The 24,185-nt window shown below is 39.3% G+C and carries 33 protein-coding genes; all 33 read right to left on the bottom strand.

Translation table 11 applies throughout. The features are described 5' to 3' along the window. Positions 1 to 21 precede the first annotated feature (21 nt). The 33 genes from BXY41_RS24040 to rpmC all read right to left on the bottom strand — a co-directional run bounded on the left by BXY41_RS24040 (position 22) and on the right by rpmC (position 24,184). Positions 22 to 2,403: a DEAD/DEAH box helicase gene (locus tag BXY41_RS24040; RefSeq protein ID WP_104439426.1), complete on the bottom strand. Its 2,382-nt coding sequence runs from the start codon at positions 2,401 to 2,403 to the stop codon at positions 22 to 24. Between the two features lies 1 nt (position 2,404). Then, positions 2,405 to 3,346: a Hachiman antiphage defense system protein HamA gene (locus BXY41_RS24045; protein WP_104439427.1), complete on the bottom strand. Its 942-nt coding sequence runs from the start codon at positions 3,344 to 3,346 to the stop codon at positions 2,405 to 2,407. 1,711 nt (positions 3,347 to 5,057) lie between these two features. After that, complete coding sequence (gene rpsI, locus BXY41_RS24055) at positions 5,058 to 5,450, bottom strand: 30S ribosomal protein S9 (protein WP_104439428.1); 393 nt, start codon at positions 5,448 to 5,450, stop codon at positions 5,058 to 5,060. Positions 5,451 to 5,478: 28 nt separating this feature from the next. After that, entirely contained in the window at positions 5,479 to 5,913 is a 435-nt protein-coding gene (gene rplM, locus BXY41_RS24060; RefSeq protein ID WP_104439429.1) for a 50S ribosomal protein L13, read from the bottom strand. A gap of 226 nt (positions 5,914 to 6,139) precedes the next feature. Further along, on the bottom strand, positions 6,140 to 7,180 hold the full coding sequence (gene truA / locus BXY41_RS24065) for a tRNA pseudouridine(38-40) synthase TruA (RefSeq protein ID WP_104439430.1): 1,041 nt from the start codon (positions 7,178 to 7,180) through the stop codon (positions 6,140 to 6,142). Positions 7,181 to 7,195: 15 nt separating this feature from the next. Then, a complete protein-coding gene (locus tag BXY41_RS24070) occupies positions 7,196 to 8,008 on the bottom strand; it encodes an energy-coupling factor transporter transmembrane component T family protein (protein ID WP_104439431.1) in 813 nt (270 codons plus the stop codon). Between the two features lie 13 nt (positions 8,009 to 8,021). Next, a complete protein-coding gene (locus BXY41_RS24075) occupies positions 8,022 to 8,870 on the bottom strand; it encodes an energy-coupling factor transporter ATPase (protein ID WP_104439432.1) in 849 nt (282 codons plus the stop codon). Then, positions 8,860 to 9,765, bottom strand: a complete 906-nt coding sequence (locus tag BXY41_RS24080; RefSeq protein WP_104439433.1) for an energy-coupling factor transporter ATPase — start codon at positions 9,763 to 9,765, stop codon at positions 8,860 to 8,862. The genes BXY41_RS24075 and BXY41_RS24080 overlap by 11 nt, the downstream gene beginning before the upstream one ends. 192 nt (positions 9,766 to 9,957) lie before the next feature. Then, positions 9,958 to 10,980 (bottom strand): N-acetylmuramoyl-L-alanine amidase family protein, encoded by a 1,023-nt coding sequence (locus tag BXY41_RS24085; RefSeq protein WP_104439434.1) that lies wholly within the window; start codon positions 10,978 to 10,980, stop codon positions 9,958 to 9,960. Between the two features lie 22 nt (positions 10,981 to 11,002). Then, a complete protein-coding gene (locus BXY41_RS24090; protein ID WP_104439435.1) occupies positions 11,003 to 12,232 on the bottom strand; it encodes a PspC-like choline-binding domain-containing protein in 1,230 nt (409 codons plus the stop codon). A 192-nt stretch (positions 12,233 to 12,424) separates the two neighbouring features. Then, positions 12,425 to 12,961 carry a bL17 family ribosomal protein gene (locus BXY41_RS24095; RefSeq protein ID WP_104439436.1) on the bottom strand — a complete coding sequence of 179 codons (537 nt, stop codon included), beginning with the start codon at positions 12,959 to 12,961 and terminating at the stop codon, positions 12,425 to 12,427. A gap of 97 nt (positions 12,962 to 13,058) precedes the next feature. Next, positions 13,059 to 14,027: a DNA-directed RNA polymerase subunit alpha gene (locus tag BXY41_RS24100; protein WP_097002521.1), complete on the bottom strand. Its 969-nt coding sequence runs from the start codon at positions 14,025 to 14,027 to the stop codon at positions 13,059 to 13,061. A 108-nt stretch (positions 14,028 to 14,135) separates the two neighbouring features. Continuing rightward, a complete protein-coding gene (gene rpsD, locus BXY41_RS24105; protein ID WP_104439437.1) occupies positions 14,136 to 14,729 on the bottom strand; it encodes a 30S ribosomal protein S4 in 594 nt (197 codons plus the stop codon). Between the two features lie 16 nt (positions 14,730 to 14,745). After that, entirely contained in the window at positions 14,746 to 15,147 is a 402-nt protein-coding gene (gene rpsK / locus BXY41_RS24110) for a 30S ribosomal protein S11 (RefSeq protein WP_006771855.1), read from the bottom strand. 130 nt (positions 15,148 to 15,277) lie between these two features. Next, the gene (gene rpsM, locus BXY41_RS24115; RefSeq protein ID WP_104439438.1) at positions 15,278 to 15,646 is read right to left on the bottom strand and encodes a 30S ribosomal protein S13; all 369 of its coding nucleotides are present in this window, start codon (positions 15,644 to 15,646) and stop codon (positions 15,278 to 15,280) included. Between the two features lie 27 nt (positions 15,647 to 15,673). Beyond that, complete coding sequence (gene rpmJ / locus BXY41_RS24120) at positions 15,674 to 15,787, bottom strand: 50S ribosomal protein L36 (RefSeq protein ID WP_003497809.1); 114 nt, start codon at positions 15,785 to 15,787, stop codon at positions 15,674 to 15,676. A 309-nt stretch (positions 15,788 to 16,096) separates the two neighbouring features. After that, positions 16,097 to 16,315 carry a translation initiation factor IF-1 gene (infA, locus tag BXY41_RS24125; protein WP_013274317.1) on the bottom strand — a complete coding sequence of 73 codons (219 nt, stop codon included), beginning with the start codon at positions 16,313 to 16,315 and terminating at the stop codon, positions 16,097 to 16,099. 5 nt (positions 16,316 to 16,320) lie between these two features. After that, positions 16,321 to 16,602, bottom strand: coding sequence for a KOW domain-containing RNA-binding protein (locus tag BXY41_RS24130; RefSeq protein WP_104439439.1), 282 nt, complete (start codon positions 16,600 to 16,602; stop codon positions 16,321 to 16,323). Positions 16,603 to 16,606: 4 nt separating this feature from the next. Continuing rightward, the gene (map, locus tag BXY41_RS24135) at positions 16,607 to 17,377 is read right to left on the bottom strand and encodes a type I methionyl aminopeptidase (RefSeq protein ID WP_104439440.1); all 771 of its coding nucleotides are present in this window, start codon (positions 17,375 to 17,377) and stop codon (positions 16,607 to 16,609) included. A 3-nt stretch (positions 17,378 to 17,380) separates the two neighbouring features. Next, entirely contained in the window at positions 17,381 to 18,025 is a 645-nt protein-coding gene (locus BXY41_RS24140; RefSeq protein ID WP_104439441.1) for an adenylate kinase, read from the bottom strand. Positions 18,026 to 18,110: 85 nt separating this feature from the next. Further along, a complete protein-coding gene (gene secY / locus BXY41_RS24145) occupies positions 18,111 to 19,433 on the bottom strand; it encodes a preprotein translocase subunit SecY (RefSeq protein WP_104439442.1) in 1,323 nt (440 codons plus the stop codon). A gap of 1 nt (position 19,434) precedes the next feature. Then, entirely contained in the window at positions 19,435 to 19,875 is a 441-nt protein-coding gene (rplO, locus tag BXY41_RS24150; protein WP_104439443.1) for a 50S ribosomal protein L15, read from the bottom strand. Between the two features lie 26 nt (positions 19,876 to 19,901). After that, positions 19,902 to 20,084: a 50S ribosomal protein L30 gene (gene rpmD / locus BXY41_RS24155; RefSeq protein WP_104439444.1), complete on the bottom strand. Its 183-nt coding sequence runs from the start codon at positions 20,082 to 20,084 to the stop codon at positions 19,902 to 19,904. 13 nt (positions 20,085 to 20,097) lie between these two features. Further along, positions 20,098 to 20,607: a 30S ribosomal protein S5 gene (gene rpsE / locus BXY41_RS24160; protein ID WP_104439445.1), complete on the bottom strand. Its 510-nt coding sequence runs from the start codon at positions 20,605 to 20,607 to the stop codon at positions 20,098 to 20,100. 18 nt (positions 20,608 to 20,625) lie between these two features. Further along, the gene (gene rplR / locus BXY41_RS24165; RefSeq protein ID WP_104439446.1) at positions 20,626 to 20,994 is read right to left on the bottom strand and encodes a 50S ribosomal protein L18; all 369 of its coding nucleotides are present in this window, start codon (positions 20,992 to 20,994) and stop codon (positions 20,626 to 20,628) included. A 17-nt stretch (positions 20,995 to 21,011) separates the two neighbouring features. Further along, the gene (gene rplF / locus BXY41_RS24170) at positions 21,012 to 21,554 is read right to left on the bottom strand and encodes a 50S ribosomal protein L6 (protein WP_104439447.1); all 543 of its coding nucleotides are present in this window, start codon (positions 21,552 to 21,554) and stop codon (positions 21,012 to 21,014) included. 167 nt (positions 21,555 to 21,721) lie between these two features. Then, positions 21,722 to 22,123 carry a 30S ribosomal protein S8 gene (rpsH, locus tag BXY41_RS24175; RefSeq protein WP_104439448.1) on the bottom strand — a complete coding sequence of 134 codons (402 nt, stop codon included), beginning with the start codon at positions 22,121 to 22,123 and terminating at the stop codon, positions 21,722 to 21,724. Positions 22,124 to 22,147: 24 nt separating this feature from the next. Continuing rightward, on the bottom strand, positions 22,148 to 22,333 hold the full coding sequence (locus BXY41_RS24180; RefSeq protein WP_002566501.1) for a type Z 30S ribosomal protein S14: 186 nt from the start codon (positions 22,331 to 22,333) through the stop codon (positions 22,148 to 22,150). A 16-nt stretch (positions 22,334 to 22,349) separates the two neighbouring features. Next, a complete protein-coding gene (gene rplE / locus BXY41_RS24185) occupies positions 22,350 to 22,889 on the bottom strand; it encodes a 50S ribosomal protein L5 (RefSeq protein WP_104439449.1) in 540 nt (179 codons plus the stop codon). A gap of 21 nt (positions 22,890 to 22,910) precedes the next feature. Then, positions 22,911 to 23,216 (bottom strand): 50S ribosomal protein L24, encoded by a 306-nt coding sequence (gene rplX, locus BXY41_RS24190; protein WP_104439450.1) that lies wholly within the window; start codon positions 23,214 to 23,216, stop codon positions 22,911 to 22,913. Positions 23,217 to 23,230: 14 nt separating this feature from the next. Beyond that, positions 23,231 to 23,599, bottom strand: a complete 369-nt coding sequence (gene rplN, locus BXY41_RS24195) for a 50S ribosomal protein L14 (RefSeq protein ID WP_104439451.1) — start codon at positions 23,597 to 23,599, stop codon at positions 23,231 to 23,233. Positions 23,600 to 23,625: 26 nt separating this feature from the next. Then, a complete protein-coding gene (rpsQ, locus tag BXY41_RS24200; RefSeq protein ID WP_104439452.1) occupies positions 23,626 to 23,880 on the bottom strand; it encodes a 30S ribosomal protein S17 in 255 nt (84 codons plus the stop codon). Between the two features lie 97 nt (positions 23,881 to 23,977). Further along, the gene (rpmC, locus tag BXY41_RS24205; protein ID WP_097002715.1) at positions 23,978 to 24,184 is read right to left on the bottom strand and encodes a 50S ribosomal protein L29; all 207 of its coding nucleotides are present in this window, start codon (positions 24,182 to 24,184) and stop codon (positions 23,978 to 23,980) included. Position 24,185 lies beyond the last annotated feature (1 nt).

Raw genomic sequence — 24,185 nt, forward strand, 5'->3', positions numbered from 1 at the left:
CATACCGATCCCCCTTCACACTTATTTTCTTTTCTCTAAAGCAATTATAGCACGTTCATATAATCCCATCTCATACTCATCCATAAGTCCTAACAGAAGTTTTCTGTTTTTTTCCAAGTAGAAAACTGCTTCCTTAGCACTCATATTTAGTATTGCGGAAAATTTTCTTTCTAATTGACGTATAGTATCTATTGGAAACCCATATTCTACTAGAAATAACCCCAATTCGGTTGTAATGCCAAGTTCATAAAATCGAATAATGCCAGACAAATTGAATTCATCCATTTTATATCCTTTTATTATTCCCGCTTGTTGATACAGAGATTCAAATAAACACAACAATTTAGGAACTTCATATTCAATAATAGTTCTTATTTGATCAAATGTATTTACATATGCGACATCAATTTTTTCTTCTGACGAATTGATTTCATCTTTTTCTAACTGCTTTATATGATACTCAAGAACACCCATTGTTCCGTTTATGCTATATGTTGCCAACACTGCATTATATACAGTTCCTTTATTAATTTCTAAAATGCCTGTTTCAACAAATGTTTCCAGCAAAGGTTTCATTAATTTCTTAGTCAAAAAATAGTTAATGTTATGGGAATTATTGATAAGTCCATTAAATTTGTCAAAGTTACTAGATATCATAATATATTTCAAATAACGTTCTTGCTGATCCCTTGGATATAATCTGTTTTTTATAAAAATTGCATTAGGTAAAATCTGTTTATCAAAATTATCTTCTCTCTCAGATTTTATTTTTTTATTTTTTTCAGACAAATCTTCAATTTTAGAATTGTCAATATCTGTTTTTAAAATATTTATATCATCAAATGTTTGAAAATTAAGTTGCATTTCGTCTGTCTTTTCTATATTTCGTTGTTTTGGATCAGCATAAAAAACTCGTCCAATTGAATGATGATAGTAACGTCCAGCTCTTCCCTTTATGTTTTTTAATGCAAATGCTGTCATGGGTGTATTTCCAACACTATTATTAATTACAACAACATTTTTTGCATTTGTATTGACACCTTCTATAATTGTCGATGTACAAAATAGGAAATTAAAATCTTCATTATTAAACATTTTAAGAATTTCATTCTGTATATATTTAGGAAATTTACCATGATGAATACCTATACCATTTTCTAAAGCCTTTATTAGACTCCAATATGTCACACTATTTTTATTACTTCCATATTTTACATTATACTTTCTTTTTAAATGATTAATAAATGCTTGCGGTATTCTGCTTTCTTTGCAGTTAATAGAATCAACAATTACTTTTGTGTATTGCATAGATCTATTTGGAGTTGAGCAATAAAATATTGCTTGTCCTAATTTATTCTCGTACAAATATTTTGCAATTCCACTAACTTTTTCTTTTGTAGTTGGACTTGCATGATCATATAATTGTATTTTAGACTCACCTAACACAGGATGAAATAATACACTGTTCATTTTCCATGCATCAATTTCAATTCGCACCGTCGGTTCAAATTCCACTTGGAAAGTAGTTATATTATTCAATAATATAAATTTTTTCATTCCACTTTTAACATTATCTAAATTCAAGTATGGACCTGCTAAATAATACTCTTTCACTTGCTTGGCCAGTAAATATAACGCAATCCGAAACGCCTTTGCTCTCCCCCCCTTATCCTCTTTTGTTTCGATTATTTCCTCAATATTCTTTACACTGTCTTCATTTTTATCAAAATCTTCATCAATTTTATATACCTCATCAAAAAAGAAAAAGTCTATTATTAAATTTCCGTTATCTGCCAATAACTTTAATGTTCTTTCTGGGGTAAGTATAAAAATATATTTATTATCACTGCTAACCCCAGAATACACATTGTTAATAACCTTATAATCCAACCGAAAAGTCTGAATTAGATTATTTATACTTTCTGTATTCTCATTCAACAAAGCAATTGTTGGAAATACTAAAAGTATATTCTTATATCTATCTCTATTCAAATATATTATTTCTCTTAATAAAAATGTTTTCCCAAAAGAGGTAGGTGCACTCACTAACATTCTTTTATTTTCAAGAATCATAAACCTATCAACAACTTGCTTTTGTCTTTTATCCAAAAGATTATTACTAAACACTCTAGATCTGTAATAATTTTGAATCGTTTCATGTTTAATATCATACAAATCATCCTCTGAAAATTCAAACGCAGATATTTTATTTTTTCCTTTAATATATCCAAACATTCTTAACTTTTCAGATGCTTCAAATATAACACTTCTATACAACTCATTTTTCATATATTCATCATTATCAGAAATATAACATACTAAATCTCGTATCTGCTTTTCTGCATTATCATTACCATCCTCAAACTCGTTTATTAAATCAACCAATTTGTACAAGTATTCCATACTATATTGCCTCCCTCTTTAGTTCTATAATCTTTTTTCTCAAATAATTTACATCTTTAATGGGAAATATGTAAAATACTACTTCATAAGGTAATTCAACCTCAATTGAAAACAATTCATCATCAAACTTTTTTCTTATTTCTTCCACTTCACTAATAATATGCTCTTTTAGTTTTTCTTCATTGGCATAAATATCTTTTGTATAAGCAATCAAACAAGGGATTTTTATTTTTACATTATTAAGGTTTAAGTAATTAACTAGCTCATTTATTTTCTTCTCTGATGAATAATTAAATTTTTGGGCTTCAAAACAGATTTTATTTATCTGTCTAAGCATTTTTTTAAGTTCCTCTGTATCACACTTATCAGCGATAAAAAAGGCTGTATCTGCAAAATAATTTTTTTTAAATTTATCATTTAAGTCATCAACAATACTTTTTTTACAATAATCTTTTTTTCCTGCCTTAGCTTGTCCTAACCAGATACAGATATCTGAATTTTCTTTAGTAAAATACAGTGCATCATATCCTGTTATTTCTTTTTTACTCTTTATTTCAGTATGCTTAGCTCTAATTACTAATTTTTCTGCATTTGGTGCATAAGCTTGAATAAAAATATCAAGCAAGACTTCTCCCAATGTTCCATCTGTATCTGCATTTAATCGTTTTGGAAGTCTTTGACTATACGCATATTTTGCAGCTTCTCGTAAATCTTCAAGAATTTCAAGATCTTCATGAAGCTCTAAAACTTCCGATTCAGAAAATGCATAAAAAATCATATCGTCAATAACTAATTTTACAACATCATCCATAGATGTTGCCTCTGCTTTATGCGTGTAACCTCGATAAATATAATTGTGAGTCTGCGGAGAATAATCAATTATAACTGCTTTTAGTTGACTCGTAATCAATTCATCATAGATCTTTCTGTAATTTTTATTCATATTATTTATCCCCCCCCCAGATTTTAGACCTATATGTCAACAAATACATTTCCATATTTAAGTCATTCAATTATGAAATATGAATTTATTCCTTTAGAACCATTTAAACAATCTCACAATCCAATACATTGCATTTTATAACTGTTACATCCGTTGTAAAAATTATATTACATCCTAGCTTAGCCATTAAAGCTGTGCTAATTCCTGCCTAACTTTATTAAGTTATTCTTCTTCATGTTTCGGTCTATAAGTATTTTCCATAATTTTTTATAACTCACAGGCATAAATTATTTCTCCAATTATGCAATCAAAAATACATTTTCAAACAAAGACACTTATAGTTCTATTATATCAAAACAATTTTAAGATTCAACAAAATTATATATTCGCATACTTCATACTTATATACCCTCCGTAATGTGAATAACTGCACTCCTATGTAATACCATAAACGGATTTTACACTTATTTTAAAGCGCATTTTCTGAAATATGGCTACACTTTTTACAGTCATTGGCTTCAATAATTACATAAAATAATCATTTGGGCTATAGAAAGTGTAGCCAAATGCAAAAATCCTTAAATTTTCTTTCTAGTAAAAAAAATGATGTCTACGGGTCTATTGGAAATTATATGGCAAGCGCAGAAAGCCTTACCATGTACAAAAAACGGTAGTTATTCTGTTGATGTTGAAACTAGAGGCATTGCAGGCACTTGCCGATTATAATACAGATTCCTACGATATAAGCGTGTTAAAAAACACTTTTTCAGAAGTATATGATGTATGGTGCAAACGAAAATATAAAGAGATTTCAAAATCTAAGATAAACGGTTATTAAGCTACCTATGGTATTTTCACCTTTTTATATAATATGCGATATGCAGATATTAAACTTTTTCACCTTCATCAGGTGATGGACGATAGCGAGAAAAATTATCCTACTCTTAGAAAGCTAAAAGTTTTATAGGGGCAACTTTTTGAATATGTGGTCATTAATGAGATTGTTACAATGGGGCGTAATATTGTTGAATACGTGAAAATAAAAGATGCTGGCAATCCAAATAAATATGATCGCACACTCTTTAGCAATGATGAAATAGATCTGTTTGGAAAAATGTAGAATATAACGAATATATGCAGTCTGTCCTTATGCTTATATATTCTGGAGTTTGGAAAACCGATGTTTACTTATCATAAAAATGGTTTTATGTACAAGACAGCAAAACCGATGCGGGAATAAGAGTAGTTCCCATTGCCGATAAAACTTACAAGTTCTCTGAATACTGGTATAACAACAATGAATGTGAGTATTTATTAAGTACTACTGAAGAAAAATATTTTTTTATCAAAATTATTATGACTGTTATTTGACTATGACATTAAAAGAATTAAATATAGATCACACGCCACATGACACCCGCCATAACTGCATCAGTCTGCTTGATACTATGAAAGTTAATCCCACCACTATAAAAATTGCTGGTCTTTCTGGTGCCCAGATACTGACGAACGTGTTTATACTTACTTAGATATTAGCGTACTTTTAGATACCCTAAACTTAATTTAGTGTTCTCTGTGTGTTCCCTACAACAATTTTTTAAGGGTTTTTGTGGTTGTTTTTCCGTTGCCCTATAATAAAAAATGAGATTAAAAAAACCCAGCAAATATAAGCATTTGCTGGGTTTTTGAATATTTTGGATTGTATATCTTATTATCTCTTTGAGAACTGCGGCGCACGACGAGCTGCCTTTAAGCCGTATTTCTTTCTTTCTTTCATTCTTGGATCTCTTGTTAAATACCCTGCTTTTTTAAGAACTGGACGGAATTCGATGTCAGCTTTCAGTAAAGCTCTAGCGATACCGTGTCTTACAGCACCAGCCTGTCCGGTGAAACCACCGCCGTGAACGTTTACTAAAACGTCGAACTTATCTACTGTCTCTGTTGCTGTTAATGGCTGACGAACTACAACCTTTAATGTCTCAAGACCGAAGTACTGATCGATGTCTCTCTTATTGATAGTGATCTTACCTGTACCTGGTACTAAATATACTCTAGCGATAGATTTTTTTCTTCTACCTGTTCCGTAAAATTTTGCATTAGCCATGATAACTTCCTCCTTTCAGCACCTCTGATTAAAATTTGAATTCTAAAACTTCTGGTTTCTGAGCAGCGTTATCATGTTCTGCGCCAGCGTATACGTGAAGTTTTGTTATCATGCTTCTTCCTAAAGGTCCCTTTGGAAGCATTCCCTTAACTGCTAATTCAATAACTCTTTCAGGCTTTTTAGCCATCATTTCTCTTAAAGTTGTTTCTTTCATACCGCCAACATAGTCAGAATGGCTGTAGTAAATCTTCTGATCTAATTTCTTACCGGTAACTTCAATCTTATCTGCGTTTACTACGATTACATAATCACCGCAATCCATATGTGGTGTGTAAATCGGTTTGTTTTTTCCTCTTAATACTTTAGCTACTTCTGAAGCCAAGCGTCCTAATGTATATCCTGTAGCGTCAACTACGTACCATTTTCTTTCAATTGTTGCTGGACTAGCCATAAAAGTCTTCATTGGACAACCTCCTGTAAATTATGGTGTTTTTAAGCATTATGGTGTGAATAATCGTCACCATTTCTCGAAAAGCTGAAAACAACTTTCCAAAAGTTATATTACAAAATGCTCATTCCGGGGCTTGGCTTGAACATTTTCGTCTAACGTCACAGTTATACATTATATTACATTTCCACCTGTGTGTCAACCTTTTTTCCTGTAAAAGCAGGGGTTTTTTCCTTTAAAATCAAGGCTTTGCAGGCTGACTTCCAGTTACCATCCATCCATTCCCTGATTCGTCAGAATGAAAACTGTAAAATCCGTATGCTCTGCCTGGAATAATCCGATTCTTTCGTTCCTCATCTTTTACCAATACCGTATGAGCTCCGTTTCTCACCGCCTGATGCACCACGCGGATCAATAGCCGTTCAAAATCTTCTTCCTTGCATCTGTGAATTACCAGACTTGCTTCCTTATGAGATGGAATCCGATGCTGATAAAGAGTATAGCTCCACTCCTTATTTTCACCCTTAATTTCTTTCTCAAGTTCTTTTTCATACTCAAGGCTTACCAGAGTAAGACCTTTCGCTGCTGCTTTTGGCCCTGCTGCGTTCCGGTCCCTGGCATCTATGATCTCTTCCACATGCTGGGGGGGATAAACTCCCATACCTACCTTCATCAGGGTCCCCGCAATGATTCTTACCATGTTATATAAAAATCCATTGCCCTTGATCCGGATTGTTATGAGATCATCAGACTTTAGAACCTCAAGGCTATAAATAGTACGCACCGTCTCCTCTGCCTGTCCTCTGGCAGTACAGAAGCTTTTAAAATCATGTTCTCCCACCAGATAGGCCGAAGCTTCTCTCATCTTCTCCACATCAAGAGGAAAATAGCAGAAATAGCTGTACAGCCGCATGGTGGGAATTTCGATCTTACGGTTCATGATCTTATAATCATATGTTTTAACGCAGTTCTGTTTCCTGGGGTGGTAGGTCTCCGATACCTCTTCCGAGTGAAGTACCCGTATGTCATCTGGCAGCCTTTGGTTCAAGGCAAAACAGATCTTGTCTGCAGGCATTCGGTTTTCTGTATCAAACACTGCCACATTTCCCTCCGAATGCACTCCGGAATCTGTCCTGCTGGCACCTGTTACAATGATCGGCTCCTTTAATAAGTCTGTCAGAGTCCGGTTTAAAACTTCCTCAATGGTGATTCCATTGTTCTGAATCTGCCAGCCGCAGTAATTGGTTCCGTCGTAGGCAACGATCATCTTAACCCGTTTCATAAATCCTCCTTGTTCTTAAAAGATCTGCACTCTCAGGATCCGGAGACCTATGATGACGGCAAGGTAAAGGACATACACCAGATAGGTGACCCTGTCCTGATTTCCGTACTTAAGAGGCTTCATCTTCGTCCTGCCTTCTCCGCCACGGTAGCATCTTGCTTCCATCGCCATAGCCAGGTCTGTGGCACGGCGAAAAGCTGAGATAAAAAGAGGAACCAGAAGGGGGATCATGTTTTTCGCTTTCTGGATCAGATTCCCGGTCTCAAAGTCTGCACCTCTTGCCATCTGTGCTTTCATGATCTTATCTGTCTCTTCAACCAGAATGGGAATAAACCGCAGTGCAATGGACATCATCATAGATACCTCATGAACCGGGACATGGAAACGGTTTAAGAAATCAAGACTCTTTTCCAGACCGTCCGTCAGCTGGTTGGGTGTGGTGGTCAGCGTCATGATGGAAGATCCTACAACCAGATAGATTAACCGGATCCCCATAAATCCAGCCACAATCAATCCTTCCTTTGTAATCTTTAAAAATCCCAAAGATACAACTGCCGTTCCTGGAGTCAGAAACAGATTGAAGCTGACGCTGATCAGCAGCAGAAATACAATTGCTTTTAAGCCTCTGACCATGAACTTAAGAGGAACATTACTGAGCTTAATGGCCGCTGCAAGAAATACAGTCGCAATCACATAAGCCCAGATATCATTTGCAATAAATAGGGATATGATAAAAACCATGGTCCCAAACAGCTTTGTCCGGGGATCCAGCTTATGAAGAATGGATTCCACCGGATAATACTGCCCTAATGTAATATCTTTCAGCATAATATCTCCCTGTCTATTTTCCCAGAAGCCTTATAATCTCGTCTCTGGCCTCTTCAATTGTTGTAATGCTGGTATCAATGGGAACACCGTGGGATTTCAGGGTTTGAACCACATATGTGATCTCAGGAGCTGCCAGACCCATTGCTTCCAGTTCTTTATAATGCTGAAATACTTCCTTTGGTGTATCATCAAACACTTTTTCTCCATGATTCATGACAAGAATCCGGTCTACGTACCGTGCCACATCCTCCATACTGTGAGACACCAGAATAATTGTCATATTCCGTTCCTCATGGAGACGCTTGATCTGATCCAGAATCTCATCTCTTCCTTTTGGATCCAGTCCTGCTGTTGGCTCATCAAGAATCAGAACATCAGGATTCATGGCGAGAACACCTGCGATTGCAACCCGCCGCTTCTGCCCCCCGGAAAGTTCGAAGGGAGACCGCTTATAGTAGCTTTCATCAAGTCCTACCATGGTAAGGGCTTCCTTTGCCCGTTTCCCAGCTTCTTCCTTATTGAGACCCTGATTTTTAGGGCCGAAACAGACATCGGTATATACATCAATTTCGAAAAGCTGATGCTCGGGATACTGAAATACCAGTCCAACATGACTTCTCAGCGCCCGCATATCATAGCCTTCCTCATAAATATTTCTTCCATTATAATATAGTTTTCCGTCGGTAGCACGGAGCAGTCCGTTTAAATGCTGGATTAAGGTTGATTTTCCCGAACCGGTATGTCCGATCAGGCCAACGAATTCCCCAGCCTCTATCTCCAGGTTCACATCCTTTAATGCATGCTGTTCAAAAGCCGTGCCTTTTCCATATACATAATTAATATGCTCTGCTTTAATTGCCATGGCTTCCTCCGTTCTCCAGAATCACTTCTCCTGGGAAACGCTCTGCAAACCGCGGTAAAAGATTCTCCATCAGTTCATCAAGTGTCAATATCCCATCAGGCAAATCCAGGCCTTTCTGCTTTAACTCATAAGCAAGTTCTGTGACCTGCGGAACATCCAGACGGTAGGACTTTAGTTTCTCCACCTGTGAGAATATCTCACGTGGCGTACCGTCCATTACAACCTTACCCTCATCCATAACAATCACTCTGTCAGCGCCTGTTACCTCTTCCATGTAATGGGTGATAAGAAGAACTGTAATTCCCTCTTTCCGGTTCAGTTCGTGAACGGTTTTCACTACCTCTTTTCGTCCGTTAGGATCTAGCATGGCTGTAGGCTCATCTAAGACGATACACTGGGGTCTCATTGCCATTACGCCGGCTATTGCAACACGCTGCTTCTGACCGCCAGAAAGCCTGTTAGGAGACTTTAAGCGGTATGCTGCCATACCTACGCTTTTTAAGCTTTCGTCCACCCGTTTCCAGATCTCCTCTGTAGGAACACCCAGATTTTCAGGACCGAATCCCACATCCTCTTCAACAATATTTCCTATAATCTGATTATCCGGGTTTTGAAAAACCATTCCTGTCTTTTTACGGACTTCCCATAGATTTTCTTCCCTGGAAGTATCTAAATCCTGAATCCATACCGTACCCTCAGTGGGCAGCAATATGGCATTCAGCTGTTTGGCAAAGGTAGATTTCCCTGATCCGTTATGGCCAAGGATCGCAATGAACTGACCCTGTTCCAGATCCAGGCTCACACCGTCGATGGCACGTTTAATTTCTTCAATATTTTCTTCTTCATCTTTTCTGATATAATCAAATATCAGTTTCGACGTTTTTATTATTCCCATAGCAAGCCTTTCTTTAAAAGTGATACACCCGTATGCCACATAATTTTAGTTGAATATTGCATAACAGTCAAGCGTCGGCAGGTATCTTTTGCAAAAACCAAGGATTAAAAGCGAAAATTGGCAAAAAAACGTTTCACCTAAGAAAAAAAAGATAGATGGTACAGATGCTTCCATCCATACCATCTACCTGCTTTATTGTACCCATAAGCCTGATTCATTAACCTTATAATTTCCATCTACCGTTGTATTGGTTGCCAGGCTTCCGTCTCCATTCAGATAATACCATTTTCCGGGAACCGGCTGAATCCATCCGATGGCCATATCACCGTCGGTATTAAAGTAATACCAGATTCCATTAAGCTCCTGCCAGCCAGTCTTCATAGCGGCTTCTGAGTCCATGTAGTACCATTTCTCATCAACCTTCTGCCAGCCGGTTACAGCGTAGCCATCCTGCTTAAAATAATACCATTTGCCGCTGATCATTTTCCAGCCGTCAGTCACATAGTTGCCATCTTCTGCGCGGTACTTCTTACCATCCTGGTAAGTTGCCCATACGCCCAACGTCTCGCCCAATTCCTGTACTACTGAATCATCAGAGGTAGTGATATCTCCCTCTTTTAAATAATCATCCTGAGATGAATCCTTTAAAATAGCCTTTACTGTATAGTAATATTTATAACCGCTGTTCATATAAGGAAGAAGATCAGCTGATGTGGAAGATGTGGTCAGGCTTTTAATCCAGATTCCGCCCTCCTGATATAACACCACCTGGTATCTGGAAGCGAAAGGAACCTTTTTCCAGGATGCCTTGGTCTTAGCAGTATCACTCCAGCCTGCCTTTTCCGGGGCTTCCAGCTTTGCTACAGGAACATAGGAGAAAGTAACGACAGTCTCTCCGTCCTGACTATTCACAGAAAGGAGATTGGCACCTTTTACAGTACAGTCTGATCTCTCATAAGAACCAGCGATATGAATGGTACCCTTTACTTTTTTTCCAGGCTCCCATTTATCCTCTTTGATGCTCCATTCCGGACTTTCTTCTGAATAATTCACTTTTACAGTTGGCATATTAATTCCATCTGTCCATGAACTCTTACTGCCATTCTCCACGTAAATCCTTAAGCTTCCTGACGCTGATGCCGTTATTCCGGTACCAAGAATCATGATCATGCATAAAAGCAGAAACCATATTCCTTTCCCTTTTCTCCAATTCATCAATCTCTACTTCCTTTCTTCCCTACTTTCTCCAGATTCCCTCTCCATCTACAGTAAAACCGCTGATGTTCGTGTTGACTGCCTTTGATCCTTCACCTGGATAAAAATAAAACCAGTTGCCGTCAATCTGCTTCCAGCCTTCCTGCATAACGCCCTTGGAATCAGCATAATACCACTTATTGTTATAGGAGATCCAACCAGTTATCAGAGCACCCTCAACTCCACTTGTTGTGGATGGGTTTAAATAATACCATTTGTTATCGGATTTGTACCAGCCTGTCAGCATTGCTCCATCATTATTAAAAAAATAGGTTTTGTCGCCTTTTTGCTGCCAGCCAGTGAGCATGATACCGCTGCCGTCAAATAGATACCATATATTATTGATTTTAGACCAGTTATTCTTTAAATAACTTCCATCTGGGTATCGATAGCTCCAGGTGTTTCCGTTCTTAATCCAGCCTACTGCACCGGTAGATGCAGTGCCGCTGTCCTGTCCGCTGCCGTCTGATACCTTCTCCTGAGGTACATATACCTCACCGGACTCGGTCCAGTCACTATTCTTTCCGTATTTATCCTCTGTACTGCTGTATGGCACTGTACGTACTTTAAAACTGTAGGTGCCTGCTTTGGTCATATAGGGATAAAAATTATAAGAAGTCGCTTTCAGTTTCTCTACCTTCTTAATAATGGAGCTTCCGCGGTATAAATATACATCATAAGCTCCAGAGCCGTTATCTGGTGCACTCCATCTGGCATTGCCAAAACCGGAATCCTTCCAGTCTGCATCTTCCGGAGATTCATAGGTACCTTTCACCGGTTTAAACGTAAATGTTACATATAAAGTATCCGTGCCTGAACGGTTTGAGGAAACATAGGTACCGCCTTTAATCGAGATATTACTCGACTGATAGCCTCCTTTAAATGCATACTCATCAGCATTCGTAGCATGCAACGTCACCTTCATCTTCGGTTCAGAACCAATCTTCATTTCCTTGCTGTCGGATGTAATCCAGTCCAAGTCTGACACTTCGTATCTGTTGTTGTTGGTGTAAACATAATTACCACTTTCCGATGTTGTAGAAAAAGATGTCTCAGAAGGCAGAGTCTCTCCAGTGGAAATGTCTTCAAGTCCTACGTTAATGGTTACAGACGTTATAGTTTTCACGGTAGCAGCCATTGTCTCAAATGGTATACTGGCCATCAATACCCCCAGTGCAGAGACGATAGTCACCAGTCTCTTTAAACGCTTCATACTTAATACCTCCCGTTTTTATTTTAGCGGATTATAACAATAGAACCATAATATTCTACAATTTACATTATAGCCCTGAAAGCAATTGTCCGTCAACTTACGATATTCTTTCTTTATTCTTGCGTTTCTTAACTGGGGGAAAAATAAAAAAACCGATAAGGAATCGCTTCCTTACCGGGATTTTATTATTAATTATACAAGCTCAAGAAGTACTTCCATTGCTGCATCACCTTTACGCTGGCCGATCTTAACGATACGTGTGTAACCACCGTTACGGGATACATACTTTGGTGCAACCTCATCAAACAGCTTCTTTGGAAGATCAACAGACTTTGTATTCTTCTTTCTTCCTGCAGCTTCAGACGGAACTTCTGTTACATCGTAAAGGACCTTTAACATCTGTCTTCTTGCATGAAGTCTGGAAGGAAGATCTTTCTTGATTTCTTTCTCTACTTCATCATAAACAGTTACTTTCTTGCCGTTTACAACATCTTTTACTCTCTTGCCGTCTTTATCTTTACGTGCAACCTTAGCTGTTACCTTAACAGTTTCAAAGTTATCTTTCTCTTTTACTGCTAAAGCGATCAGGCCTTCTGCAACTTTGCGGATTTCCTTAGCTCTTGCTTCTGTTGTCACGATCTTGCCATTATAGATTAATGCAGTTACCTGGCTTCTGATTAATGCTTTTCTCTGACTGGAAGTTTTTCCCAGTTTTCTATATCCTGCCATCTCAATATTCCTCCATTTGTGGAACACGGATACATGCTTCTTCGGTCTTACTGTATCAGTGCTTAATCTCCATAAATCAACTGCTTAAGCGAATCAATTATGCATTGGTATCATCGCTCGGATTCAGCTGTAAGCCTAATTCCTTCAACTTTGCCAACACTTCTTCTAAAGACTTGCGGCCTAAGTTACGTACCTTCATCATATCTTCAGAAGTTCTGTTGCACAGTTCTTCTACCGTATTGATTCCGGCTCTCTTAAGACAATTATAAGAACGAACGGAAAGCTCCAGTTCATCTATATTCATCTCAAGAACTTTTTCCTTCTCATTATCTTCCTTCTCCACCATAACTTCTGCAGTTTTGGCGTTCTCAGATAAATCAATGAAAAGGTTCAAATGCTCACTCAGTACCTTTGCAGCCAGGCTGACTGCTTCATCTGGTGCCAGAGTTCCATTTGTAAATACATCTAAAGTCAGCTTATCGTAATCGGTAACCTGACCTACTCGGGTGTTTTCTACCGTCATATTGACGCGTTCTACTGGTGTATAAATAGAATCAACAGCTATCACACCTATCGGTAAATCTTCACTCTTATTCTTGTCTGCACTCACATAGCCACGGCCTTTTGTGATAGTAAGCTCCATATAGAACTTACTGTCTGTACCACCGCTAAGTGTAGCGATAACCTGATCCGGGTTCATGATCTCGATATCGGGATCAGCCTGGATATCAGCAGCTGTTACCACACCTTCGCCTTCAAACTCGATGTATGCAACTTTTGCTTCGTTGGTATCGCTGTTGTTTTTAATAGATAAGCTCTTGATGTTCATAATGATCTCAGTCACATCTTCCTTAACACCAGGAATAGAACTGAATTCATGCAAAACGCCGTCGATTTTTACCTGGCTGACTGCAGCGCCCGGTAAGGAAGAAAGCATGATTCTTCTTAAGGAATTACCTAAAGTCGTGCCATAACCTCTTTCAAGCGGTTCAACTACAAACTTGCCATATTTTTTATCTTCTGAGATTTCAGCAATCTCAATGTTTGGTTTTTCAAAATCGAACACTAATAGCCCCTCCTTTTGGGTATTTTGTATCGAGGGTCTTATACTCAAACCTTGCCCGGAAGCATAACGCCCCCGGGCGAAAGCCAGCTTCTATCAACAGACTTTCAATTATTTGGAGTACAACTCGACGATAAGCATTTCATTCACTGGAACATCAATCTCATCTCTTGTTGGTAACTCTTTAACAGTACCACGTAAATTCTCATGGTCAACATCAAGCCATGCCGGAACCATACGGCCAGCTGTTGTTTCCTGAACACTTTTAAATCTTGCATTGGATTTGCATTTTTCTTTTACTTCGATTACATCGCCAACTTTTACGATGAAGGAAGGAATGTTTACGCACTTACCATTTACAAGAATGCTTTTATGGTCAACCATCTGTCTGGTCTCTCTTCTTGTTCTACCGAATCCCATACGGAAAACTACATTGTCAAGTCTTCTTTCAAGAAGAATCATCAGGTTTTCGCCAACCAGACCATTCATTCTTTCAGCCTTGGCATAATAGTTACGGAAAGGTTTCTCAAGCACGCCGTAGATGAATTTAGCTTTCTGCTTTTCTCTCAGCTGAATGCCGTACTCACTCATCTTTCTGTTTGCTCTTTTTAATTCTCTCTTTGATTTTTTATCTATTCCTAAATAGATCGGATCAAGACCAAGGGATCTACATCTTTTAAGAACAGGAACTCTATCAACTGCCACTGTAATTACCTCCTAATTAGACTCTTCTACGTTTTGGTGGACGACATCCGTTATGTGGTACAGGAGTTACGTCCTTGATGCTGGTTACTTCTAAACCGCATGCCTGAAGTGCACGAATAGCTGCTTCACGGCCTGAACCAGGACCTTTAACCATAACGTCTACTGATTTTAAACCATGTACAAGAGCTGCTTTAGTAGCAGTTTCTGCCGCCATCTGAGCTGCATATGGAGTAGATTTCCTTGAACCTCTAAATCCCAGACCACCAGCACTTGCCCATGATAATGCATTACCCTGTGTATCAGTTAATGTCACAATTGTGTTATTAAAAGATGACTGGATATGTGCTTGTCCGCGTTCAACGTTTTTCTTTACGCGCTTTTTTGTCACTTTTTTAGTAGTGGACACTTTTTTAGCCATTTTAAACTAACCTACTTTCTTTATAGTTGCTCCGCCCTGCCCGCAGCCGCGTAACGCAGGGTACGAAATCTGAATCCTGTTATTCCTGTTTTTAAAACATGTAACGTGATTCGCTGTTAAATTTAGTATCTTACTTTTTCTTGTTTGCTACAGTCTTTCTTGGACCCTTACGAGTTCTTGCGTTAGTCTTGGTTTTCTGACCACGAACTGGAAGACTCTTTCTATGACGGATTCCGCGATAGCATCCGATTTCCTGAAGTCTCTTGATGTTCATAGCGATTTCTCTACGTAAATCACCTTCAACAGTCTGGGATTCAGTAATTACTTCTGCAATTCTCTTTACTTCGTCATCGGTTAAGTCCTTAACACGAGTGTCAGGATTAACGCCAGCAGTTGTAAGAATACGGTTTGAACTGGTTCTACCGATACCGTAGATGTAAGTTAAACCGATCTCAACACGTTTTTCTCTTGGTAAATCAACACCTGAAATACGAGCCATGTGTGTAGTACACCTCCATTAATTATTTTAACCTTGTCTCTGCTTATGCTTAGGATTTTCACAGATTACTCTGATACTGCCTTTTCTTTTGATGATTTTGCATTTTTCGCAAATCGGCTTGACTGATGATCTAACCTTCACAGCAATTCTCCTTTCCGTTATGCGCCCTTTCACATGCAAAGGTAAGTTCCCTGCACCTGATTCTTCTATATAAATCCGGCGGCAAAGGAGCGTCCTTCCAAAAGAGCTTTCTGAGTATACCCGCAGTGTGTTTTTATCTTAAAACCAGTGCTGCCCTCATGGGCATAATACACCCAGTATTTCAACAAAGTCGCTATAGCATTATAACACTGTTTCTTTTAAAATGCAAGCGGTTTTTCCTATATATTTATTAACCCTTTGCCCTGGCGTGTCGCGCTCCTGATGTGGAACGCGCCGGACCTGGACGCTTTATTTATCTCGCCAGATGATTCTTCCCTTGCTTAAATCATAAGGGGACATCTCAATGGTTACCTTATCACCTGGTAAAATACGAATGTAGTTCATGCGAAGTTTTCCGCTTATGTGAGCTAATACCTGATGCCCGTTTTCCAGTTCAACCTGGAACATGGCATTGGGAAGCTTCTCCACAACGGTGCCTTCAATTTCAATAACATCTGCTTTTGACATAAAGCTTACCTCCTAACAACCTGATCTTCTCTTTTGAAACATCGGATGAAATGTTTGATCTCTTCATCAGTGACTCTTTTATTTTCCCGGATTTTATCTCCTGGGGACTGTTTCTCCCACAAAAGGGGGATTACATGCTTTTTCTTTTTTTTCTTGGGGCAGTCAAGACGTCTTATTTTTCCGTCCACCAGATATATATATTCGCCTTCCTCACGCAATATGAAGAAAAACTCTCCTTTGTCGTGCCCTGCCGTGGATTTTACCAATAAACCGGTGTATTCACTCATCGGTCTATTCCCCGCAGACAGAGGAAACCAGACTTAATATCTCCGGCTCACCTTCTGTGATAAGAACCGTGTTCTCATAATGAGCGGACAGCTTTCCGTCTTCTGTTACTACGGTCCAGTCATCATCAAGCCAGACTACCTCCAATGTCCCCTCATTAATCATGGGCTCGATGGCAAGTGTCATGCCTGGTCTTAATTTGATTCCCCGTCTTCTTGTGGAAAAATTCGGTATTTCAGGATCCTCGTGTAGATGGGAACCGATTCCGTGGCCGACTAAATCCCGGACAACGCCATATCCGAACTTTTCTGCATATTTCTGGATTGCTGCAGATATTTCACCTAAATGATTGCCAGATTTTGCATATTTAATCCCTTCAAAGAAACATTGTTTCGTCACTTCCATGAGTTGGCCCGCTTCAGGAGTGATCTCTCCGATCCCGTAAGTCCTTGCTGCATCAGAATGAAATCCTTTGTAAATAACTCCTGCATCAAGACTTACAATATCTCCTTCTCTCAGGATACGCTTCTTACTTGGAATCCCGTGAACCACTTCATCATTGACTGATACACAGATGGAGGCAGGATAACCATTATAATTTAAGAAAGAAGGTATACAGCCATAGCTTCTTATGATCTCTTCACCCAGATGGTCAATATCCCAGGTCGTCATTCCCGGCTTCAAGGCCTTCTTAAGTTCTTCATGAGTGATGCAAAGAATTCTTCCAGCCTCTCTCATAAGTTCTATTTCTCTTGCAGATTTAATCGTAACTGACATAAACTATGCTCCTAGGATGTCAGTGATATCGGAGAACACTTTATTTAATTCCTGTGTTCCGTCAACATTCACCAGCACGCCGGCTTCTTTATAATAATCAATCAATGGTCTGGTCTGATCATGGTAAACCGCCAAACGTTTTTTTACGGTTTCCGGCTTATCATCATCTCTTAAGACAAGTTCTGAACCACAGACATCGCATATTCCCGCAACCTTACTGGGGTTATACACAATATGATATGTAGCTCCGCAGGATATGCAGGCACGTCTTCCTGACATTCTGCTGATAATATTCTCATCGGGAACGTCAACGTTTATCGCAAAGTCTATCTTCTGTCCCATTTCAGTAATGGCTTTCTGAAGGCTTTCTGCCTGGGGAATGGTTCTTGGAAATCCGTCCAGTACGTAACCGTTTTTGCAGTCTTCCTGCTGTATACGGTCCATCAGCATACCGATGGTAAGTTCATCCGGTACAAGAGCTCCCTGATCCATATATTCCTTTGCTTTTCTACCCAGCTGTGTTCCTTCTTTTATGTTGGAACGGAAAATATCTCCGGTAGAAACATGAGGAATCTGATATTTCTCAGCAATTTTTTTAGCCTGGGTACCTTTGCCGGCACCAGGGGCACCTAACATGATGATTTTCATCAACAGTCCCTCCATTAATATAAGGTTTAAATAGCACAAATCCCAAGGAAAAACACGCCACGGCGTGCTTCCCTTGGTTTGCTTTCTAATCGTTTAAAAATCCTTTATAGTAACGCACAAGCATCTGGGACTCAATCGCCTTTAATGTCTCCAGCACAACACTGACAATAATGATCAGGGATGTACCACCGAAGGAAAGACGGCTTACACTGAATAAACCGGAAACCATAATCGGAATGATACAGACGATAGTCAGACCGCATGCTCCTATAAATACGATATAGTTTAAAATTGAATTAAGGTAATCACTGGTTGGTTTACCTGGGCGGATACCCGGGATAAAACCACCGGACTTTTTCATATTATTTGCTACTTCAAGGGGATTAAATGTAATTGAAGTATAGAAATATGCAAACACGATGATAAGCGCGATATAAACCACAAGACCAATTGTATAAGCCGGTCTTTCAGGTTTAAACCAGTTGGAAGAACTGAGTGCGGCTAAAATATGTCCGCCAATGCTTTCGTAGTTAATCCTGCTTCCCATAAACTGGGAGATCACTACGGGGAATGACATGATGGAGGAAGCGAAAATAACCGGGATAACACCGGCGGTATTTACCTTCAGCGGAATGTTGGTTGCTTGTCCGCCTACCATCTTGCGTCCCTGCATCTTTTTGGAGTACTGCACAGGAATTCTTCTTTCACCATCCTGAAGGATGATGACGAATACAACGATAGCGACAATCACTGCAATAATAATGATCGCTGCAACAGCAGCTACTGCAACTGACTTACCAGACATAAATCTGGTATAAAGTGTAGATGCATCGGAAGGGAAACTGGAAATGATGTTAAATAAAAGGACAATGGAAATACCATTTCCCACACCATTTTCTGTAATACGCTCACCGATCCACATCAGGAGCGCACTACCTGCCGTCATGGTAACCACTGCAATGATAACGCTTAATGCATTATATTCTCTTAACAGTCCCTGGCCTCCGAATCCCATCGCCATAGCGATAGATTCGATTAAGGCCAGAGCAACTGTAACATAGCGGGTGTATTCTGCAATCTTCTTTCTTCCATCTTCACCGTCCTGCTGCATTTCCTCAAGTTTGGGAATTGCAATGGTAAGGAGCTGCATGATAATGGAAGATGTGATGTAGGGGGTAATGCTCAGCGCAAAGACGGACATATTGGTAAAGGAACTACCTGTCACTGCGTTAAAAAATCCAAACGCATCGTTATTATTCTGAGCAAAAAAATCTTTGAAAAAGCTTGTTTCAACTCCTGGAATCGGCAGCTGTGAGCCGATTCTGGTAACCACCAGCATCAGGAACGTATAGATGAGTTTCTTTCTTACGTCCTTGATCTTGAATGCATTACGGAGTGTTTTTAACATATTAGATCACCTCGCAGGTTCCACCTAAAGCCTCGATTTTGGTTTTTGCGCCTTCGCTGAAAGCACCTACCTTTACTGTAAGCTTTTTGGTTAATTCTCCATTTCCAAGGATCTTAACTCCATCACGCGGATTCTTAACGATACCGCTCTCTAATAAAGTCTCAACAGTCACTACTGTACCGTTGTCGAATGCTTCTAAAGCGCCTACATTAATGCCAATGATTTCTTTTGTATTTCTATTTTTAAAGCCTCTCTTCGGAATACGTCTGTATAAAGGCATCTGACCACCTTCGAAACCTGGTCTGGTAGCTCCGGAACGAGCCTTCTGTCCTTTATGACCTTTACCTGCTGTCTTACCGTTACCTGAACCGTGACCGCGGCCTCTTCTGAAGTTATCGCTGTGTTTGGAACCCAACGCAGGCTGTAAATTTGATAAATCCATCGCTTGCACCTCCTTACTGTTTTCTCTTAAATCTCTTCAACTTTTACTAAATGACGCACGCTAGCGATCATACCTCTGACTGCACCATTGTCCGGCATCTCAACTGTTTTGTGAAGCTTCTTTAAGCCTAATGCTAAAACGGTTGCTTTGTGCTTCGGTATAGCGCCGATCGGGGATTTCACCAATGTGATTTTTAATTTATCTGCCATCTTCTTATCCTCCTTAGCCTAAAATCTCTTCAACAGATTTGCCGCGAAGTCTTGCAACTTCCTCAGGAGTTTTTAACTGAGTTAATCCTTCGATTGTAGCTAATACTACATTCGTCTTATTATTGGAACCTAAGGACTTTGTACGGATGTTCTTAATACCTGCAAGCTCTACAACTGCACGGGCAGGACCTCCCGCGATAACTCCTGTACCTTCGTTAGCTCTCTTAAGAAGTACGGAAGCACTTCCAAAGTTTCCAACCAGATCATGAGGGATACTGTTGTTCTCATCAATCGGAACAGAAACCATATTCTTTACAGCAGCCTCTTTTCCTTTACGGATTGCTTCTGGAACTTCTCCGGCTTTGCCAAGACCAGCACCAACATGGCCGTTGCCATCGCCTACGACTACTAAAGCAGAGAATCTCATGGTACGTCCACCCTTAACGGTTTTAGATACACGCTTGATAGCAACCACCTTGTCGTTTAATTCTAACTGATTTGCATCAATATTTGTATGTTTCACGCTGTGTTCTCCTCTCTACTAGAATTCCAGACCAGCTTCTCTGGCTGCGTCTGCTAATGCCTGAATCTTACCCTGATATATAAATCCGCCTCTGTCAAAGACAACTTCTTTAATACCTTTTTCAATTGCTCTCTTTGCAACTACGGTACCGATATATGCTGCAGCATCAACGTTGTTAGTTTTCTCTAATTCTGCCTTTACTTCTTTTTCTACTGAAGAAGCAGCAACTAAAGTTTTACCAACTGTATCGTCAATAATTTGAGCATACATATGATTATTACTTCTAAACACAGCTAAACGTGGTCTCTCTGCAGTACCTGCAAGACGATTACGTAATCTGTTGTGCTTCTTAACGCGGATTTCGCTTTTTGACTGTTTGCTAACCATCTTTACACTCTCCTTAATTATTTCTTACCAGTCTTACCAACTTTACGTCTGATCACTTCATCAGCATACTTGATTCCCTTGCCCTTATACGGCTCAGGTCTTCTCTTATCTCTGATTTCAGCAGCGTACTGGCCAACTTTTTCTTTATCAATACCTCTAACGAAGATGATGTTCTGACCTTCCATGGTAGCTTCAATACCTTCTGGATCTTCCATTTCTACCGGATGAGAATAGCCAAGGGAAAGAACAAGCTTATTACCCTGCTTCTGAGCTCTGTAACCAACACCGTTGATTTCAAGCTTTTTCTCATATCCTGCAGTAACACCAACGATCATGTTGTTGACTAAGGTTCTTGTAAGACCGTGTAAAGATTTCATCTTCTTTAAATCGTTTGGTCTTGTTACAACGATATGACCATCTTCTTCTTTGATTGTCATCTCTGTAGGTAATACTCTCTCAAGAGTTCCCTTAGGACCTTTTACAGTCACTTTATTATTTTCTGCAATTTCAACAGTTACTCCTGCTGGAATAGCGATAGGCATTCTTCCTATACGTGACATGCCGTCTACCTCCTTAAATTTTCGGAGGGAATCTGTGCGTTCCCTCTGTTTTCAGATGCATTGAGCACTTGGCGTCTGTTTTTTAGACGCTTACGTGCGAAAGCACTCCTCGACACTCAGCGAGGTTTTCCACGAGCTTAGTGACGATGGAGTTTCCTCTTTGTTAGTTACCAAACAAATGCAAGTACTTCTCCGCCAACATTCATGGAACGTGCTTCCTTATCGGTAATTACGCCCTGGTTTGTGGAAATGATTGCAGTTCCGAGACCGCCCAGTACTCTTGGCATTTCTTCCTTGCTTGCATATACACGTAAGCCAGGTTTGGAAATTCTCTTGATGCCTGTGATGATTTTTTCGTTCTTATCTTTACCGTATTTTAATGTGATCCGAATTGTCTGGAACGCACCGTCTTCTACGATATCATATTTCTTAATGTATCCCTCTTTAACAAGGATATCAGCAATAGCTAATTTCATCTTGGATGAAGGTACATCTACTGTATCATGTTTTGCAGTATTTGCATTACGGATTCTTGTAAGCATATCTGCGATTGGATCGCTCATTGTCATTTTGAAATTGCCTCCTTCCTTATTTTACCAGCTTGCTTTTTTAACGCCTGGGATCTGACCCTTATATGCTAATTCACGGAAGCAGATTCTGCAGATTCCGTATTTTCTTAAATAAGCATGCGGACGACCGCAGATTCTGCAACGATTGTATTCTCTTGTGGAGAATTTAGCAGGTCTCTGCTGTTTGATCTTCATTGAAGTCTTAGCCATGGATTATTTCCTCCTACTATTTTGCAAATGGCATGTTGAATAATGTCAAAAGTTCACGGGCTTCTTCGTCTGTCTTAGCGGTAGTAACAAAAATAATGTCCATACCTCTTACCTTGTCAACTTTATCGTATTCAATTTCCGGGAAAATAAGCTGCTCTTTGATACCAAGTGCATAGTTTCCTCTGCCATCAAATGCGTTAGGATTTACACCTCTAAAGTCACGTACACGTGGAAGTGCAAGGTTGATCAGACGATCAGCAAACTCATACATTCTCTGTCCACGTAAAGTTACTTTACATCCGATTGGCATACCTTCTCTGAGTTTAAAGTTAGCAACTGATTTTTTAGCTTTTGTTAAAACTGCCTTCTGACCGGAGATGATTTCTAAATCTCTTACTGCAGAGTCTAAAATCTTGGCATTTTCCTTTGCTTCACCAATACCCATATTGATGACAATCTTGTCTAACTTCGGTACTTCCATGATGTTCTTATATCCAAATTTCTTGATCATAGCTTCTACGATCTCTGACTGGTACGTATCTCTTAATCTAGCCAATTTTTATTCCTCCTCTCCGAATTAATCAATTACTTTTCCGGTTGCTTTCGCAACGCGAACTTTTTTGCCGTCTTTTACTTCAAAGCCGACTCTGGTTGCTTTTCCGTCAACAACAAGCATTACATTGGAGATATCAAGTGCAGCTTCTTTCTGTACGATACCGCCCTGTGGGTTTCCAGCGCCTGGTTTCACATGCTTTGTAATCATGTTAACGCCTTCTACTACCACTCTGTTATTCTTCGTATCTACATGAAGAACCTTACCCTGTTTGTCTCTATCTTTTCCTGCGATAACCTTTACAAGGTCATCTCTTTTAATTTTATGCACAGTCCGACACCTCCTTATAATACTTCTGGAGCTAAGGAAACAATTTTCATGAACTGCTTCTCTCTTAACTCTCTGGCAACCGGTCCAAAGATACGAGTTCCCTTTGGAGTCTTGTCATCTTTGATAATTACGGCAGCATTCTCATCGAACTTGATATATGAACCGTCTTTACGGCGTGCGCCCTTTACAGAACGTACAACAACGGCTTTCACAACGTCGCCTTTCTTAACAACACCGCCAGGTGTTGCATCTTTTACGCTGGCAACGATAACATCACCAATATTAGCATATCTTCTTGTAGATCCGCCCATAACACGGATACAAAGAAGTTCTTTTGCACCGGTATTGTCGGCAACCCTTAATCTGGTTTCCTGCTGAATCATGCCTGTTACTCCTTCCTGGAAATAAATTATTTCGCTCTTTCGATAATTTCCACAAGTCTCCATCTCTTGTCTTTGGACAGCGGTCTTGTTTCCATAACTTTTACTGTATCGCCCATGTTGCAGTCATTCTTCTCATCATGTGCTTTTAATTTATACGTTCTTTTTACGATCTTGCCGTATAAAGGATGTTCTACATGGTCTTCAATCGCTACAACAATGGTCTTATCCATCTTGTTGCTAACAACCTTACCAGTACGGGTTTTTCTAAGATTTCTTTCCACGTTCTGTATTCTCCTTTCGAGTTTTGGCCTTCCATGGCCACAATCTATAAGTTAACACACACTCGTGTGTGTCATGCTTTTTTTAATAAGCTGCAACTTAAGCTAATTTAGCCTTCTCAGTTATAACAGTCTGAATTCTGGCAATGTTTTTGCGAACCTCTTTGATACGGCTTGTGTTATCAAGCTGGTTGGTTGCATTCTGGAATCTTAAGTTGAAAAGTTCTTTCTTTGCAGCTACTAATTCTACATTCAGCTCGGCAACTGATTTTCCTTTTAATTCTTCAACATATTTATTCATTTTCACT

The sequence above is a fragment of the Lacrimispora xylanisolvens genome (assembly GCF_002934545.1).
Taxonomy (GTDB): domain Bacteria; phylum Bacillota; class Clostridia; order Lachnospirales; family Lachnospiraceae; genus Lacrimispora; species Lacrimispora xylanisolvens.

What these genes read in the sequence shown, in the direction of transcription:
- BXY41_RS24040 (WP_104439426.1), bottom strand. Translation starts at nt 2,403, where the DNA reads ATGGAATACTTGTACAAATTGGTTGATTTAATAAACGAGTTTGAGGAT.
- BXY41_RS24045 (WP_104439427.1), bottom strand. Translation starts at nt 3,346, where the DNA reads ATGAATAAAAATTACAGAAAGATCTATGATGAATTGATTACGAGTCAA.
- rpsI (WP_104439428.1), bottom strand. Translation starts at nt 5,450, where the DNA reads ATGGCTAATGCAAAATTTTACGGAACAGGTAGAAGAAAAAAATCTATC.
- rplM (WP_104439429.1), bottom strand. Translation starts at nt 5,913, where the DNA reads ATGAAGACTTTTATGGCTAGTCCAGCAACAATTGAAAGAAAATGGTAC.
- truA (WP_104439430.1), bottom strand. Translation starts at nt 7,180, where the DNA reads ATGAAACGGGTTAAGATGATCGTTGCCTACGACGGAACCAATTACTGC.
- BXY41_RS24070 (WP_104439431.1), bottom strand. Translation starts at nt 8,008, where the DNA reads ATGCTGAAAGATATTACATTAGGGCAGTATTATCCGGTGGAATCCATT.
- BXY41_RS24075 (WP_104439432.1), bottom strand. Translation starts at nt 8,870, where the DNA reads ATGGCAATTAAAGCAGAGCATATTAATTATGTATATGGAAAAGGCACG.
- BXY41_RS24080 (WP_104439433.1), bottom strand. Translation starts at nt 9,765, where the DNA reads ATGGGAATAATAAAAACGTCGAAACTGATATTTGATTATATCAGAAAA.
- BXY41_RS24085 (WP_104439434.1), bottom strand. Translation starts at nt 10,980, where the DNA reads ATGAATTGGAGAAAAGGGAAAGGAATATGGTTTCTGCTTTTATGCATG.
- BXY41_RS24090 (WP_104439435.1), bottom strand. Translation starts at nt 12,232, where the DNA reads ATGAAGCGTTTAAAGAGACTGGTGACTATCGTCTCTGCACTGGGGGTA.
- BXY41_RS24095 (WP_104439436.1), bottom strand. Translation starts at nt 12,961, where the DNA reads ATGGCAGGATATAGAAAACTGGGAAAAACTTCCAGTCAGAGAAAAGCA.
- rpsK (WP_006771855.1), bottom strand. Translation starts at nt 15,147, where the DNA reads ATGGCTAAAAAAGTGTCCACTACTAAAAAAGTGACAAAAAAGCGCGTA.
- rpsM (WP_104439438.1), bottom strand. Translation starts at nt 15,646, where the DNA reads ATGGCTCGTATTTCAGGTGTTGATTTACCAAGAGAAAAACGTGTTGAG.
- infA (WP_013274317.1), bottom strand. Translation starts at nt 16,315, where the DNA reads ATGTCAAAAGCAGATGTTATTGAAATTGAAGGCACCGTTGTGGAGAAG.
- BXY41_RS24130 (WP_104439439.1), bottom strand. Translation starts at nt 16,602, where the DNA reads ATGAGTGAATACACCGGTTTATTGGTAAAATCCACGGCAGGGCACGAC.
- map (WP_104439440.1), bottom strand. Translation starts at nt 17,377, where the DNA reads ATGTCAGTTACGATTAAATCTGCAAGAGAAATAGAACTTATGAGAGAG.
- BXY41_RS24140 (WP_104439441.1), bottom strand. Translation starts at nt 18,025, where the DNA reads ATGAAAATCATCATGTTAGGTGCCCCTGGTGCCGGCAAAGGTACCCAG.
- secY (WP_104439442.1), bottom strand. Translation starts at nt 19,433, where the DNA reads ATGTTAAAAACACTCCGTAATGCATTCAAGATCAAGGACGTAAGAAAG.
- rplO (WP_104439443.1), bottom strand. Translation starts at nt 19,875, where the DNA reads ATGGATTTATCAAATTTACAGCCTGCGTTGGGTTCCAAACACAGCGAT.
- rpmD (WP_104439444.1), bottom strand. Translation starts at nt 20,084, where the DNA reads ATGGCAGATAAATTAAAAATCACATTGGTGAAATCCCCGATCGGCGCT.
- rplR (WP_104439446.1), bottom strand. Translation starts at nt 20,994, where the DNA reads ATGGTTAGCAAACAGTCAAAAAGCGAAATCCGCGTTAAGAAGCACAAC.
- rplF (WP_104439447.1), bottom strand. Translation starts at nt 21,554, where the DNA reads ATGTCACGTATAGGAAGAATGCCTATCGCTATTCCAGCAGGAGTAACT.
- rpsH (WP_104439448.1), bottom strand. Translation starts at nt 22,123, where the DNA reads ATGACAATGAGCGATCCAATCGCAGATATGCTTACAAGAATCCGTAAT.
- BXY41_RS24180 (WP_002566501.1), bottom strand. Translation starts at nt 22,333, where the DNA reads ATGGCTAAGACTTCAATGAAGATCAAACAGCAGAGACCTGCTAAATTC.
- rplN (WP_104439451.1), bottom strand. Translation starts at nt 23,599, where the DNA reads ATGATTCAGCAGGAAACCAGATTAAGGGTTGCCGACAATACCGGTGCA.